Raw genomic sequence first — 16,010 nt, forward strand, 5'->3', positions numbered from 1 at the left:
CCTTTTCCAATTACCAACTACCCACTACCTATTACCCATTACCACTTACTCTTCTTCCTCTACCAAATCCTCACGAGTCAAAGACTCATAAGTTGGCTTACTAGGAGTCCGACGACCTCCCACATCTGCCATCAAATCAACTTCCACATCTCTGGTGCTACCATCATCTTGGGTTTCCACCTTATGTACGGCAATATCCAATCCCAAAGATTGCAACTCCCGCATTAACACCTTGAAAGATTCTGGTGTACCTGGACGAGGAATGGCTTTACCTTTAACAATGGCGTTGAGTGCTTCGTTGCGCCCCTGCATATCGTCAGATTTTACTGTCAGCAATTCTTGTAAAGTGTAGGCTGCGCCGAATGCTTCTAGCGCCCACACTTCCATTTCTCCAAACCGCTGACCGCCTTGTTGCGCTTTACCACCCAAAGGTTGTTGTGTCACCAAGGAGTAAGGTCCGGTTGAACGGGCGTGAATCTTATCATCGACCAAGTGTACTAGCTTCAGCATATAAGCTTTGCCGACGGTGATTGGTCGATCGAACGCCTCCCCTGTGCGCCCATCGTAGACGATAATCTTACCAGGGTGTTCTGGTCGGAACAGCCACTCTTTACCTGTTTCGTCCCTGGCTTGGTCTAGTTTCCCATGTACTGTCGCCCGTGAAGCTTCCTGCCCATAGCGTTCGTCAAATGGGACAACTTTAAACCGATAACCCAAGTTTTCTCCCGCCCAAGAAAGCAAGCATTCAAAAACTTGTCCGACGTTCATCCGCGAAGGTACACCCAGAGGATTCAACACAATATCTACCGGAGTACCATCAGGTAAATAGGGCATATCTTCCAAAGGTAGAATCCGGGAAATAATCCCTTTATTACCATGACGACCTGCCATTTTATCCCCAACTTGGATTTTCCGTTTTTGGGCAACATAAACGCGGACAACCATGTTTGCGCCCGGGGGTAGTTCGTCGCCTTGTTCGCGAGTAAACACCCGCACATCTACAACCCTACCTTTTTCGCCGTTCGGTACTCGCAGGGAGTTATCGCGTACATCTCTGGCTTTTTCCCCGAAAATTGCCCGCAGGAGTTTTTCTTCAGGGGGTTGGTCAGATTCACCTTTGGGTGTAACTTTACCAACGAGAATGTCTCCCGATTCTACCCAAGCCCCAATCCGAATAATTCCGGTTTCATCCAGTTGTCTGAGGGCATCTTCCCCAACGTTGGGAATTTCACGGGTAATTTCTTCTGGCCCTAATTTAGTTTGTCTGGCCTCAATTTCAAATTTTTCAACGTGAATTGAAGTGTAAATATCCTGATAAACTAGACGTTCGCAAATTAGGATCGCGTCTTCGTAGTTATAGCCTTCCCAAGGCATATAAGCGACTAAGATGTTATGTCCTAATGCTAGTTCGCCGCCTTCTGTGGCTGAACCATCTGCCATTACTTGACCTGCTTGTACTTTGTCGCCTACTTGTACGATCGGTCTTTGGTTCAAGCAAGTATCTTGGTTAGAACGTTGATATTTTTGCAGGACATATTCAATATCTTTCGGCTGTTCTTCTTTCCCGTTGCTTCCTGTTGATGACGGAGGACGAACTCTGATTCTTTCGGCATCTACATAAGTAACTTCTCCGTCAGTCCGAGAAACAATCACCATCCCGCTATCTCTAGCAGCTTGGGCTTCTAGTCCTGTACCTACCAAGGGTCTTTCCGGTCTGAGTAATGGTACCGCTTGCCGTTGCATATTGGAACCCATCAGCGCCCGGTTCGCGTCATCATGTTCTAAGAAAGGAATCAAAGAAGTAGCGACGGAAATGATTTGTACCGGAGAAACAGCTACATAGTCTACTTGGTCTGGAGTAGTGGTAGTAAATTCCTGACGATAACGTACTGGGACGGTATCTCCTAAAATTCTGCCGTTTTCGTCAATGGGAATATCTCCAGGTGCTACCCGCTTGTCGTCTTCCTCGTCAGCGGTCATGTAGGCTGGGGGCAAGTGAGACTGCACTATAGCGTTTTCTACGCGCCAGAAGGGGGTTTCTAAGAAGCCGTACTGGTTAACTCTAGCATGGGTAGCTAAGGAACTGATTAACCCTGCGTTTGGCCCTTCTGGAGTTTCAATAGGACAAACCCGACCATAGTGAGAGGGGTGAATATCCCGAACTGCAAACCCTGCCCGTTCTCTGGTTAATCCTCCAGGCCCTAGTGCAGAAAGTCGCCGTTTGTGGGTTAATTCTGCTAAGGGGTTGGTTTGATCCATGAACTGCGAGAGTTGGGACGAACCAAAGAATTCTTTAATGGCAGCAACTAATGGTTTGGGGTTAACTAAAGATGCGGGTGTCAAAACTTCGGCATCGGAAACTGTCATCCGTTCTCGGATGATTCTTTCTAAGCGGTTTAATCCGACGCGGACTTGGTTTTGCAGCAGTTCCCCCACGCTACGAACCCGACGGTTGCCTAAGTGGTCGATGTCGTCCGTGTTGCCAATGTCGAATTCCAGGTTGATTAGGTAGTCAATGCTGGCGAGAATGTCTTGAGGTGTCAATACCCTCATGGTGTCTGGAACATTCAGGCGCAGTTTGCGGTTGAGTTTGTAGCGCCCAACTCTACCTAAGTCGTAGCGTTTGGGGTCGAAGAACCGAGAATCTAAAAGTTGTTGACCTCCTGAAACGGTGGGTGGTTCCCCTGGACGCAGTTTGCGGTAGAGTTCCATTAAGGCTTCTTCTTCTGTTGGGTTGCCTTCTTTTTCCAGGGTTTTTTGGAAGTACTCTGGGTGACGCAGGGCATCGAAGATTTCGTTGTCTGCTAATCCCAAAGATTTTAAGAGGACTTGGGCGGAAAGTTTCCGGGTTTTGTCAATTCTGACCCAAACCAAGTCGTTTTTGTCGGTTTCAAATTTCAGCCATGCGCCTCGGTTGGGAATGAGGGAGGCTGAGTAGGTACGCCGACCGTTTTTATCTACTTCTGATTTGTAGTAAACTCCAGGGGAACGGACGATTTGGTTAACGATGACTCGTTCAGCACCGTTGATGATGAAGGTGCCTCGGTCTGTCATTAAGGGTAAGTCGCCGATAAAGACTTCTTGTTCTTTGATTTGCCCGGTTTCTTTGTTAATTAATCGAGTCGGAACGTACATTTGGACGGCGTAGGTACTATCCCGGCGTTTGGCTTCGTCTACGTCGTATTTAGGTCTTTTTAGTTTGTAGTCTTTACCTAAAAAGTGCAGTTCTAGCTTTCCTGTATAGTCGGTAATTGGGGAGAAGCTATTGAGTTCTTCGATTAATCCTTCTTCTAGGAACCAACGAAAACTAGAGCGTTGGATTTCTACTAGGTCAGGTAGTGTAACATTAGCAGTAGGAGCAGTAAGAGCCTCTTGGGTGGAAATGTTCATTTGGTCAGCAAGCATAGTTAGTTTTTAAGTTTTAGGCGATCGCAAACGAAACAAAGAAAATAGGTCAGTCAATTAACCTAGTTTGATTGAGGACTAGTTAAACAATCCAAAATTAAAAATTCAAAACCCCACAGGAAGATTTTGGCATCTGGCATTTTGAATTGACGAAGCATCCTCAATCCTAAATCGAAAGTATGAAAATCTGTGTAGTTTGTTAATTGCAAGTCTTCAATCTCAGCAAAGGTTTTGTAGATTACCACTAAACAATCCCAAATTCCAAAAGTAAAACAGGATGTAAGGATTTTCAAGATGAGCAGGATTGATTATTTGATTTATTCTGGAAATCCTCCCATCTGGGTCGGATTTATTGATTTACATTCTGGATCAGGATTAATCAAGAAATCCGGTAAATCTGTGAATCCTGGTTGGCTTTTGAATTTTGCTATTGAGCATTTTGCTTTGACTTAAGTTTTGTCACAGAATGCTGCGCTGGGCTTTAAAAGTTACCATTACCTCGTTAAACTGATATTTAGCTTGTCTATGCGAAATCTCTCTCCAGATAGTCGGCTGTTGTTGTCCAAAGACATAAGTTCCGGTCACGCCGACCGTACTGGATGATTTTGATATCGCTTTAAAAGCTGTTCTCATAAAGTTAAACGTTGGTGGCTAGGCAAGCAAATTCTAAAAATATCAGGCTTTTCACCTAGTAGTGTCGTTCGCGCAGCGTGCCGTCAGGCTTGTCGCCGTCATTTGCCTGTGTACTTCTTTTGTGGCTATGATATTGTAGCGTAGCAATAGTGTTTAGGCTAACTCGTTGATTCACGGCGTTTTCCCCCACTGTGTTTTCCCCCTTAAACATTATGGCGCAATGTTACCCATATTTGTTGACCAAAAACGGTTTTTTTAGTATGGTCAGCCAGAATTTTTTAATTAGTCTGTTGTAGCAAGTTACATTTTACACTTTATCAGCCGTAATTGGCAGACTAAACAATTGACAAGCGTTTTGAGTTGTGGTATTTGCGATCGCTTCTGGGGACACCCCACGTAAATTAGCCACAAATTCTGCCACATAGCGAACATAAGCTGGTTCGTTACGTTTCCCGCGTTTGGGAACTGGGGCAAGAAATGGGCAATCAGTTTCAATGAGTAACCGATCTTGAGGAATCATTTTGGCGGATTCTTGAATGGCGATCGCATTTTTGAATGTTACTACACCACTCAGGCTAATATAGAAACCTAAGTCTAAAAACCATTGAGTTTCTTCGGGAGTCCCGCCCCAACAGTGCATAACTCCAGCAACTGAGCCAGAATTTAGCCAAAAATCCTGCATTAGCTCTCGCATTCTCGAAGCTGCATCTCTACAATGAATAATGACTGGCTTTTTCAGGTTCCGGGCAATTTCCAGTTGAGCGAGAAAAATCTCTTCCTGCTGTTGTTGGTTTTGCGCCTTGTAAAAATCCAGTCCCATTTCGCCGATCGCGACTACTTTGGGATCTGAACTACACAAGCCATAAATTTGCTCTTGGGTATTGGCTGTCCACTTTTCGGCATCCAACGGATGTAAGCCAACCGCAAAAAACAGTTCAGGAAACTGCCTAGAAAGCTTCTGAATACCTGGAAACTCTCCCGGATGGACGCAAGAATGTACTAATGAGATAACTCCTGCGTCGCGCCAGCGTTGTCCAACAGCATCCAAGTCTGCCTCAAACACATCAAAATTGATGTGTACGTGGGTATCAATCAACTGCATGGTTAGGGGAAAGTTTTAAGTTTTGAGTGAGAGAGTTTTGAGTTAGAAAGAAACTTTAGGAGTTTTGGGTTAATAAAATTCCCCTGCTCCCCTGCTCCCCTGCTCCCCTGCTCCTAGAGCCTCTTTTAGGAAGCCGTAGCCGCTGCTTGACTATGACGCTTTAAGGTTCGGGCTAGACGAGATTTTTTCCGCGCCCCGGTGTTGGGATGCAGCACGCCTTTTTTCACGGCTTTGTCGATTTTGCTGTACGCAGCTGACATCCGCTCTTGTACCTCTGTGAGTGATTCTGGGGTAGGATTAGCAGCATAAGTGTCTACGGCTGCAAAATATCCCTTCATCAGCGTTCTGACTGCTGATTTGTATGCTTTATTACGCAAACGGTTGCGTTCGGCAATTTTTACTCGCTTAATAGCGGACTTAATATTAGCCACTGCTGTTCTTCCGAAGCTACTCTATCTAAATAAACATTGAAAGTCCTGGAAAAACTAATATAACATCTATGCTGACGCAGGAGCGATCCGCGATCGAAATCTCAAGTTAAGCTAGAGAAACAAATTAATGGGCAAGCCTGGAAAATAGGGACAAGTTGGCAAAACGTACTTATCTTAAAATACAGATGGTTTAACAACCAATCCCGCAAAATTACCAGGGTGTCTGTGGCCCTAAACACAAACGGGTAACTTCCTAAAGATTGGCATTCCTAACTCCATGCTGCGAATCATCACTGAGCGGACTGAGGCAGAAGCGGAATTGCGGCGTATCCGCGATCGCACTTCCACTGACCAGATTGTTCATAAAGAAGCAACGGTTCGAGAAGTCCTTCAGCGCGTTAAAGCGCAAGGCGATCGAGCGGTATTGCATTATACGGCGGAATTCGATCAACAAAACTTAACACCAGAAGAGTTGCGGGTCAGCGGTTCCGAAATGGATGCTGCTTATCAGCAGGTATCGAAAGAACTGTTAAATGCGATTCTTCTGGCTAAGGAACAGATCGAAGCTTTCCACCGACAGCGAGTACCCAAATCCTGGGTGCAGTTTAAAGATGACGAAGTAGTGTTGGGTAAACGTTACAGACCAGTAGATAAAGCCGGGATTTACGTTCCGGGTGGTCGCGCCGCTTATCCCAGTACTGTGCTGATGAATGCGATTCCGGCTAAGGTGGCTGGAGTATCGCGCATTGTCATGGTCACGCCTCCAGGGATGGATAAAGCGATTTCTCCAGCTGTGTTGGTAGCAGCACAGGAAGCAGGTATAACGGAAATTTACCGTGTGGGAGGGGCGCAAGCGATCGCAGCACTAGCATTCGGGACAGAAACTATACCAAAAGTCGATGTGATTACTGGCCCTGGTAACATTTACGTCACGCTGGCGAAAAAATTGGTTTATGGCACTGTCGGCATAGACTCGTTAGCAGGGCCATCAGAAGTGTTGGTAATTGCGGATAAAACAGCAAATCCAGTCCATGTAGCGGCTGATTTGTTGGCGCAAGCAGAACACGATCCAATGGCTTCCGCGATTTTACTAACTACGGATTCTACTTTGGCGCATAAAGTGCAAGCTGAGGTAGAACTGCAATTGGTGGATCACCCACGCCGGACGTTGACAGAAAAAGCGATCGCGCACTATGGCTTAATTGTTCTCGTAGAGTCTCTAGCCTTAGCTGCGGAACTGTCTAACGAATTTGCCCCCGAACACTTAGAACTAGAAGTCGAAGATCCTTGGTCAACCCTGGATTTGATTCGCCATGCGGGAGCAATTTTCCTGGGTCATTCTACCCCAGAAGCCGTCGGCGATTACTTAGCAGGGCCAAATCATACTTTACCGACTTCCGGTGCCGCCCGCTACGCCTCTGCTTTGGGCGTGGAAACCTTTATGAAACACTCTAGCCTGATTCAATATTCTGCCACCGCACTTCAGAAAGTAGCTAGTGCGATCGAAGTTTTGGCGAATGCAGAAGGACTACCTTCACACGCGGACTCAGTGCGACTGAGAGTTTCCCGGCGCGAGTCTGGTCCTGAAGGCAATCCCAAATCTTCATCCTAAAGACAGTTGACACCAGAGTTAAATTAACTTTAATTAATCCCCATTCCCAGGTAGGTGAGTGCCGGAAATAATCGATCGCCAAACATAAAGTCAGTATAATTCTGTTCGTTTCCCATCTCGACCGTGAAATAATTACGGTCTAGGATGAATCTTTATAGGTTGCCAAGAAGTAATGCAGTTAAGTCCTAAGTTTTGATTTGCTGCCATGCCTTGTCAGAGTTTTGTGTTTAGGAGGCAAGGGTTTTATCATTAGGCCAGTGGGAAATCAAAAAAAAAAGATAAACCCGCCTTCATTTAATTGGCAATTGAGGATATTTTTATAAATCGAAACCGAAAACGCAAAACTCACAACTACTCATTGAGGAGGCATGATTAGTGCTCAAAACAATTCTTATCGCATTAGATGGGACAGAACTATCCGAACAGGTAATTCACAGCCTTGACCAAGTTAACTTACAACCGGAAACGAAAGTTATCCTGTCTCACGTTATCCCACCGTCGGGAGAGGATGTAGAATGGTCTGCCGATCGACCCCTTGGCATCAGTGAGGAAATTCCCTACCGGAAAGCGGAAAAGCAGTTGCAGTCCTACCAAACTAGACTGCCTTACCAAAGTGAATTAGAAATAGTTACAGGCGATCCGGCAGAAGAAATAGTCCGTCTTGCCAATATTCACCACGCTGATTTAATTATCATTGGTAGTCGTGGGTTGACAGGGTTAAAACGGATTTTAGAGCGATCGGTAAGCAGCCAAGTCATAGAAGATGCTCCTTGCTCAGTGTTACTGATTAAACCAAGATAAGCAATAGTCAGACAAAGTGTAAACTGTTAATCATTTAAATTGCTTGAGGAAAGGTTTCAGGCTTTCGCTCAAGATACTAAGCATCTGAAACAAATTTCGCCGGAAATGAGTCAGATTAGAGTGTATTTACTCAAATAATTTTGTTTGGTTTAGGCAAATTGGCGTTTCCCAGAATAAAGCTGAAAAATTATGATTAACAGTCGTCAACAAAATCCCTGGATTTTAAGCATCATATCAATGCTATTAGTGACTTTAGTTACTCCCAGTCACAGTTCCCATAATCAGCTATTTAAACTCATATCAATAGGGCTATTTAATTCACCAGCTTTAGCACAATCTTTACCCGGAAATATTCAGTATACTCCTCCCGATCGCGGAGCACCAGGAGCCACAGGATCGGGTGGAGCCAGAGCGCACGAAAAACCCGCTATTTTACAATCTGAAGATAATTGGACAAGAACTAGGGGTACTGCTCCACCTCCCCCGGCGACTATTCAAACTGTACCAAAAGAATGTATTCCCACAACCCCAACTCTCCTAGTCCCACAAAATCATCTAGGATTAACTACTTCTAGTAATCCCACATTCCTCTGGCATTTACAAAATAAAGATGTAGAAATCATGGTATTTGAATTGCGAAAAGCCGGAGAAAAAGAACCAATTTATGCTGAACAGTTACAACCTTCAGCCGGAATAATTCAAATGAAACTCCCCAAAGATAAAGTAGAATTAGAAATAGGAACACAATACGTTTGGTCAGTTTCAGTTCCTTGTATTACTGAAGGAAAAAGAAGAAAAATATCTGTAGAAGCAGGAATTGAGCGAGTAGCTCCTCCACCAGAATTAACTCAGCAATTATCTCAAGCTACTACCCCCCAACAAAAAGCTAGAGTTTTTGCTCAAAAAGGTTATTGGTATGATGCCCTAGACACACTTAGTACTGCTTTTACAGCTAATCCCAATCAATCTACATACGGTGATATTCTCTCCTTATTAGATCAAGTAGGATTAAATGAAATAGCGAAAAAAGAGCGCCAACAATAATCAAAATCTTAAAAGTTCGTTGTGAGCACTTCAGTGCTCCAGCGCTCAAGCGCTCACAACAGACAATTGAGGAAAGGTTCGTTGTGAGCACTTCAGTGCTCCAGCGCTCAAGCGCTCACAACGAACGACTTAAGGTTTAATTTGATTATTTGTGAGAAATTCTCTTAATCTGAGCAAACCGAAAGTTTGAGCTAAATTCAATGGAAGTAAAGAGATACCTTCCAAGCGAGATTGTACCCAACCATTACCCCAATACCATTCGTGAAAACCATCAATTCCTTGACTTAAAATCAAGCGAAGATGATTAGATTCTGCTACATCAACTTGGTGTTGAATGGTCAAAGGACCTAGCCGACTAGTAAACTTTAATCCCCTGTGGAATTCCTCTGGTAAATTAGAATCTAAACTTTGCGGCCATAACCACTGCTGTAATTTTCGCGGATAGAGCAGACTTTCTCGAATTGTATTTTCCTCTGCTTCCACCTCAATTCGCAAATTACTATGTTGAAAATTACCCAGCATAAATTAAATTATTACCAAACTAACAATTTTTCCTGTACCATAACACTTCCTTCCCACCCTTGGCAGAAACAACATTTCAAATCGAAACTCGCCACTTTCTGACTCACCACTCGCCAATCAGCCACTTACAATAGAAGATGTTAAGAAATGTAAGGAATTTTCATGGCTGACCAGTTAATTAGAGCCACTGCTGCCGATGGCGGGATTCGTGCCGTTGGTGTAATTACAACACGCCTCACTGACGAAGCGAAACGGCGACATCAACTTTCCTACGTAGCAACCGCTGCCTTGGGGCGCACGATGTCAGCAGGGTTGTTGTTAGCTTCTAGTATGAAGCGACCGGAATCAAGAGTAAATATTCGGGTGAAAGGAAATGGCCCTTTAGGGGGAATTTTAATCGATGCCGGGTTAGATGGTACAGTGCGGGGATATGTAGAAAACCCTGGAATTGAACTACCACCGAACGCCAAAGGCAAACTAGATGTAGGTGGCGCAGTAGGTAAGGAAGGATATCTCTACGTAGTTAGAGATGTGGGATATGGTTATCCTTACTCCAGTACAGTAGAACTGGTTTCTGGGGAAATAGGTGATGATGTGACTTATTACCTGGCTGCTTCCGAACAGACACCTTCGGCTTTAGTAGTGGGCGTGTTTGTCGAGGGTGGGGTAGTGACGGCATCTGGGGGTATTTTGATCCAAGTTATGCCGAAAGCTGCATCGGATGAAGCCTTGGTACAAACTTTAGAGTCCAGGGTAGCAGCATTGGCGGGATTTACGCCTTTGTTACAAGCAGGTAAGACATTACCAGATATTTTTCAGCAATTGCTGGGAGATATGGGGCTAGTGCAGTTACCGGAAGTGCAGCTGCTACGCTTTCAATGTAACTGCTCCTACGAGAGAGTTTTAGGTGCGCTGAAACTTCTGGGAGAAGCGGAATTGCAGGACATGATCGAAAAAGATAATGGTGCTGAGGCTACTTGCCATTTCTGTGGAGAAGTTTATCAAGCCAGCAGCGATGAATTAGCGCAACTAATTTCCGATTTACGAGCCCAATCCTCTGTCTGAGATCGGGTGACAAATTGTTTAAAGGATGGTAAGTAGAATATATATTGCCCAAGATCTAGCTTTTTTGGAATTAGAGGGGTAGGATAGCTACCACTGCCTTTTCGAGCTAGCCTGGTCTAAAGCACGATTATTTTGGTGTGAGCTATGAGAGAACGGGGAAGTCCAAAGCAATGGTTGTCGATGAAAGCTTCTGAACAGGGGAATAAAAATCGATCGCCAATTCCACCTCTGATTCCAAATAATACTGTTACGCCTAATGGCTCGCTGCCAGAAAAATTAAAAGTGAACGCTTCAGTTTCGCCAGAGAAGCACCAAGATGAAGCGCCAATCACAGCAAGTGAAGCTCCCAAAAATGGTAAACTCAGGCGAATTAGTAAAAAGTTAAAACAAGTGCAGATAAAAATGCCTCTGGCGGTGTTTCAGTTAACAGGACAGTGGCAATTCTGGGTAGCCTTAGCAACAGTTAGCGCAGGCGGAGTGGGAACACTGGCAGTAAGTTTGTTGTTAACGCTGCCAGCACAGCCCAACTGCTCGTCAATTAACTTAATGACAGCTTCAGCGAGTGAGCGAATTTCCTGCGCGGAAATATTAGCGAATAAGCAGACAGTAAATAGCTTGCTCGAAGCAATTTCCCTGGTTAAAACTCTACCAGAAGATCACCCATTGCGGGATGAAGCAAACTCACTGATCAAAGGATGGTCGCAAGAAGTTTTAAATTTGGCAGATAAGTCTTTTGACGCTGGTAAATTACAAGAAGCGATCGCCACAGCGAAAAAAATCCCCAGTGATGTTCCCGCTTATACGCTAGTAGAAAAACGCATTTCCGCTTGGCGTGCGATTTGGACAAAGGCAGAAGGTTACTATCGAGCCGCTGAAGCACAGGTACGTAAAGAAAATTGGACTCAAGCCTTCCGGGAAGCAGTACGCTTACTCTACATCGGCAACAGATATTGGGAAACAACAAAATATGAAGAACTTACCCAAATTATTGCCTCAGCCAGAGAAGACGGCGAAAACTTAACCAAAGCTCGCAGATTGGCACGCGCAGGCGGTGTAAAAAACCTGTTAGAAGCGATTAAATTAGCCCAAGGAATCAGTTCAAAAAGCTATCTTTTTGAAGCCTCTAAAACCGCAATATTGGAATTTGGGCGGAAAATGCTGGATTTAGCGCAAACCCAGCTGGATAATCAAGATGTCGATGGAGCATTGTCTATAGTCCGGCAAATTCCCTCAATTATCAACTTGCAGGGTGATATTGAAGACTTCACTAACTTGGCACAAGCTTTAGCTTTAGCGGCTGATGGGACAGTAGGTAGTTTAGATGCGGCAATTAACCAAGTGCAAAGGATTGGCCCCAATCGACCTTTGTATAATAAAGCTCAAGATTGGTTATTGCGTTGGCAACAAGAACAACAAGACGTAGCAAAATTAGATAAAGCCCGTCAGTTAGCAAGTATGGGCACTGTTAATGACTTCCAGGCAGCCATTAGAGAAGCACAACAAATTCCAGAAAATAATCCCAGAGCTAGAGAAGCAAAACAACAAATTGGGGCATGGGAAGCTCAGATTCAAACAATTGAAGATCGTCCCCTGTTGAGTCGTGCTGAGCAGGTAGCCAAATTGGGAGATGCCACTTCTTTGGCAGCCGCAGTTAATGAAGCTGCTAAGATTAGCAAAGGTCGGGCGCTGTATTCGGAAGCTCAAAGTAAAATTGGGCGATGGACGGCTCAAATTCAACGAATTCAAGACCAGCCCTATTTAGATCAGGCAAGACAATTAGCTAATTCGGGTAATTTCGCGGCAGCAATTAATACTGCTCAACAAATTAAACCAGGTAGGTCGCTGTCTAATCAGGCGCTCTCGGCAATTCAAGAGTGGCAAGGGCAAGCCAAAGCGCAACAGAATTGGCAACAAGCGCAACAGTTGGCAACTGCTGGTACGCCAGATTCTCTAGTATCGGCAATTGGGTTATTAAGGAGTATTCCGCGAAGTTCGGCAATGCGTGCGGAAGCGGAAACTGCCATGAATCAATGGAGTTACCAAATTCTATCACTCGCGCAAGATCGGGCAAATTATGATTTGCCTGGGGCAATTTCTATTGCCAGAAGTATTCCGGCTGGGACTAGTGCTTACCCAGAAGCAAAAGCACAAATCGAAGTCTGGCAAAATATCTTGAATCCCCCAGCACCCCCAAGCCCTGAATATTTTGCACCTCCAGTGGAACAAACTCCCGTTACTCCAGAAGCTTCGCCACCAGCGGATTTTAATACTCCGGCGATTAGCCCTTAGATTAGAGACAAGGGGACTCTTGAGACAAGAGGAAGTTGATTAACTTAAAACTCAGAACTCTCTAAACGAGAAATTCGATCAACTACCTTGTTCAATTTGTCTGACGACGGTGAGGGCACAATAGGAGACACCAGCAGTTCCTTCCCCTGGATGGGTGGAGTCACCAACTAGCCAGAGGTGGTTAATGGGTGTACGATTGGCAAATCCAAAGGGGCCAAAAGTGGGAATACGTTGACCGATACCGCCGACTACGCCTCGATCGCGACCTGTAAAGCGAGCAAAGGTGCGTGGTGTAGCTGCTTCGGTGTGGAGAATTTTTTCTCTTGTGAGGTGGAAATATTGACCCAGTTTGGTTAAAGCTTCTTGGGTGTATTTACTTTTTAAGGTTTCGTAGTCTGGGCAATTCCACCAAATTCTGGTATCTGTAAACGAGGAAGCTGTAATTGTGGCTTTACCTTGGGGGGCACGTCCATCTCCCGGACGACTTACGGAAACAAACAGGGAATTATTTTCACCGATCGGTCCTTCGTAATCGTAGAAAAATTGTAAATGGGGTGGACATTCTCTTGGAATAGCGGTTTCATCTACTCCTAAATACAGGACAAAAGCGCCTGATGCTGGTGGTAGTTTATCTACGCGATGGCGATATCCTTTGGGTGCTGTTTCTCCTAATAGTTGGACTAGGTTTTGAACGGTGACATTAGCAATTATGTGATCTGCTGCCTCAATCCAAGTTTCTCCGGTTTTTTGGTTGTAAATTTGAACGGCTGTAGCTTTGCCATTTTGGGTGTAAATTTGTTTTACTGTGTGGCGCATTAATAATTTTCCGCCATCCCGTTCTAAGGCACCCACTAGGCGATCGCTCAACACCTGCATACTACCTTTGAGGTGATACAATCCCTGTGGCGCTTGACTTACACCCAAGGCAGTCGCCGCATAAAGCAAAGCTGTTTCCTCTGCATCTACTTGGGAATAAAGCTTTAACTGTAAATCTAAAAAAGTTCGTAACCGCAGATTTTGGGCTAAACCAAAATAACGTAACGCATCTCCCACCGTCGAGAAAGTGTGAGGTAAAGTTAATAAAGTGTCAGGTCGAACTGCTTTAGTTAACTGCCATAAATCCCATAAGTTACGCGGTGGTAAAACCGGATCGCGAGATTGAAACGCCCAACTGTAACGAAATAAATCATTTAATAACTGCCAAAATGGTTCGCTTCCGGGAAACTGTCGCTGACGTTCGGCAACCCATTTTTGCGGATCTCGCCAGACATTAATCGGTTCAGTTTCCCCTGGCAGAAATACCGCACAAGCAGGATCGCAATATGTCGCCTCTGGCAAATCTATTTCTAATTCTGAGAATATTTTGTGATGAATGCCTCCCGGTTCTAACCCAGCGACTTGGGTAGCGCCAACATCAAAGGTAAAACCGCGACGTTGAAATGTGGAAGCGCATCCTCCGGGAACTAAGGCTTGATCTAAGACTAAAACTTGGTAGCCCCGATGGGCAAGTAAGGCGGCGGCGGTTAAACCACCAATTCCCGCACCGATAACAATTGCTTTGTTATTGCGATGAGTTGTCATAGAATTTTACTTTTCTTTACATTTCTTATTTTAATTTAACTGATGTAGTAATTCTCAGTATTTACCGTTCCCCGTTCCCGGCTCTGTAGTTAAGATGAAGGAAGTGTTACATTAACCCCTACGTTTGATGACCTCGATTTTGCTCAAGTCTCCTCCTGTGAATGCCCCTACTGTATATCAGTTACCTAATGGGCTAACGATCGTTGCCGAACAAATGCCGATCGAAGCTGTAAATTTGAGTATTTGGTTAAATATTGGTTCTGCGGTAGAGTCAGATCAAATTAATGGCATGGCTCATTTTTTAGAACACATGGTTTTTAAGGGAACCGAAAATTTAGCCAGTGGCGAATTTGAGCGTTTAGTTGAAGAGAGAGGTGCTGTCACGAACGCTGCTACCAGTCAGGATTATACTCAGTTTTACATTACAACTGCGCCCAAAGATTTTGCTGATTTAGCGCCTTTACAAATTGATGTGGTGTTGAATCCTAGTATTCCTGATGAAGCATTTGAGCGAGAAAGATTGGTAGTTTTAGAAGAAATTCGCCGTGCAGAAGATAACCCGCGTCGGCGTACTTATCAGAGATCGATCGAAACAGCTTTCAATCAATTACCATACCGTCGTCCAGTATTAGGCCCAACATCAGTGATCGAATCTCTCACACCGCAACAAATGCGAGATTTTCACTTTGGTTGGTATCAACCTCAGTCAATCACAGCGGCGGTGGTGGGTAATTTACCAGTAGAACAATTAATCGAAATTGTTGTCGAAGGTTTAACTAAAAATCGCTCAAACTTCAGTTCTATTCCAGATAGTTTTGCTATTCCTGAATGGCAACCGGAAGCACCTTTTACGGAAGTTGTGAGACGGGAATATGTGGATGAAAGTTTACAGCAAGCCAGATTAATTATGATGTGGCGAGTACCGGGAATGACGCAGTTAGCCCAAACTTATCCAATAGATATTTTAGCAGCGATTTTAGGACAAGGACGTAGTTCTAGATTAGTGCGAGATTTGCGGGAAGAGAAACATTTGGTAACGCAGATTTCTGCGAGCAATTTAACTCATCATTACCAAGGAATTTTTCAAATTTCAGCTAATTTACCAGTGGAAAATATAGAAGCAGCGGAATTGGCGATCGCAGAACATATTCGCAAATTACAAAAAGAACCTGTAACTCAAGCCGAAATTTCTCGCGTGCGAACTCAAGTAGCAAATAGATTTGTGTTTGCTTCGGAAACTCCGAGCGATCGCGCCGGAATGTATGGTTACTATCAATCAATGGTCAAAGATTTAGCTCCCATGCTCAATTATCCAGCCAGAATTCAAGCAGTTGATGAGGAAGAATTACAATTTACTGCTAACAGTTTTTTATCTCCAGAAGCTTATGGAATAGTAATAGTAAAACCGGAATAATTCGGGAATGGCGAAATTTTGAGTTTTGAATTTTGAGTTTTGAATTAAGAAGACAGTTTGGAAAGTTTTTTGTTTTGAATTGTCCTCTCCTGGATCTCGTCTGCCCCCCAG

11 protein-coding genes are annotated in these 16,010 nt (G+C 44.4%); 6 read left to right on the plus strand and 5 right to left on the minus strand.

Going from position 1 to position 16,010, the window contains the following annotated elements; all coding sequences use genetic code 11:
• Positions 1-45 precede the first annotated feature (45 nt).
• The 3 genes from rpoB to rpsT form a co-directional block, all read right to left on the minus strand.
• Positions 46-3,390: a DNA-directed RNA polymerase subunit beta gene (gene rpoB / locus ACE1CI_RS28950; RefSeq protein ID WP_413265781.1), complete on the minus strand. Its 3,345-nt coding sequence runs from the start codon at positions 3,388-3,390 to the stop codon at positions 46-48.
• A gap of 955 nt (positions 3,391-4,345) precedes the next feature.
• Positions 4,346-5,140, minus strand: a complete 795-nt coding sequence (locus tag ACE1CI_RS28955) for a TatD family hydrolase (protein WP_413265737.1) — start codon at positions 5,138-5,140, stop codon at positions 4,346-4,348.
• Between the two features lie 125 nt (positions 5,141-5,265).
• On the minus strand, positions 5,266-5,571 hold the full coding sequence (rpsT, locus tag ACE1CI_RS28960) for a 30S ribosomal protein S20 (RefSeq protein WP_413265738.1): 306 nt from the start codon (positions 5,569-5,571) through the stop codon (positions 5,266-5,268).
• A 277-nt stretch (positions 5,572-5,848) separates the two neighbouring features.
• Here rpsT and hisD point away from each other — a divergent pair, with 277 nt between their 5' ends.
• The 3 genes from hisD (at position 5,849) to ACE1CI_RS28975 (ending at position 9,028) form a co-directional block, all read left to right on the plus strand.
• The gene (gene hisD / locus ACE1CI_RS28965; RefSeq protein ID WP_413265739.1) at positions 5,849-7,183 is read left to right on the plus strand and encodes a histidinol dehydrogenase; all 1,335 of its coding nucleotides are present in this window, start codon (positions 5,849-5,851) and stop codon (positions 7,181-7,183) included.
• A gap of 375 nt (positions 7,184-7,558) precedes the next feature.
• Positions 7,559-7,984 (plus strand): universal stress protein, encoded by a 426-nt coding sequence (locus ACE1CI_RS28970; RefSeq protein WP_413265740.1) that lies wholly within the window; start codon positions 7,559-7,561, stop codon positions 7,982-7,984.
• 189 nt (positions 7,985-8,173) lie between these two features.
• Positions 8,174-9,028 (plus strand): DUF928 domain-containing protein, encoded by an 855-nt coding sequence (locus ACE1CI_RS28975; RefSeq protein WP_413265741.1) that lies wholly within the window; start codon positions 8,174-8,176, stop codon positions 9,026-9,028.
• Between the two features lie 129 nt (positions 9,029-9,157).
• Here ACE1CI_RS28975 and ACE1CI_RS28980 read toward each other — a convergent pair whose 3' ends face one another.
• A complete protein-coding gene (locus tag ACE1CI_RS28980) occupies positions 9,158-9,550 on the minus strand; it encodes a hypothetical protein (RefSeq protein ID WP_413265742.1) in 393 nt (130 codons plus the stop codon).
• A 162-nt stretch (positions 9,551-9,712) separates the two neighbouring features.
• Here ACE1CI_RS28980 and hslO point away from each other — a divergent pair, with 162 nt between their 5' ends.
• Together hslO and ACE1CI_RS28990 are read left to right on the plus strand one after the other, a co-directional pair.
• Complete coding sequence (hslO, locus tag ACE1CI_RS28985) at positions 9,713-10,615, plus strand: Hsp33 family molecular chaperone HslO (protein ID WP_413265743.1); 903 nt, start codon at positions 9,713-9,715, stop codon at positions 10,613-10,615.
• Positions 10,616-10,759: 144 nt separating this feature from the next.
• Positions 10,760-12,904 (plus strand): hypothetical protein, encoded by a 2,145-nt coding sequence (locus ACE1CI_RS28990; RefSeq protein WP_413265744.1) that lies wholly within the window; start codon positions 10,760-10,762, stop codon positions 12,902-12,904.
• 78 nt (positions 12,905-12,982) lie between these two features.
• Here ACE1CI_RS28990 and crtD read toward each other — a convergent pair whose 3' ends face one another.
• Positions 12,983-14,485, minus strand: coding sequence for a C-3',4' desaturase CrtD (gene crtD, locus ACE1CI_RS28995; protein ID WP_413265745.1), 1,503 nt, complete (start codon positions 14,483-14,485; stop codon positions 12,983-12,985).
• Between the two features lie 127 nt (positions 14,486-14,612).
• Between crtD and ACE1CI_RS29000 the strand changes: the two genes are divergently transcribed.
• Positions 14,613-15,899, plus strand: coding sequence for a M16 family metallopeptidase (locus ACE1CI_RS29000; RefSeq protein WP_413265746.1), 1,287 nt, complete (start codon positions 14,613-14,615; stop codon positions 15,897-15,899).
• Positions 15,900-16,010 lie beyond the last annotated feature (111 nt).

The sequence above is a fragment of the Floridaenema flaviceps BLCC-F50 genome (assembly GCF_041929275.2).
Taxonomy (GTDB): Bacteria; Cyanobacteriota; Cyanobacteriia; order Cyanobacteriales; family Aerosakkonemataceae; genus Floridanema; species Floridanema flaviceps.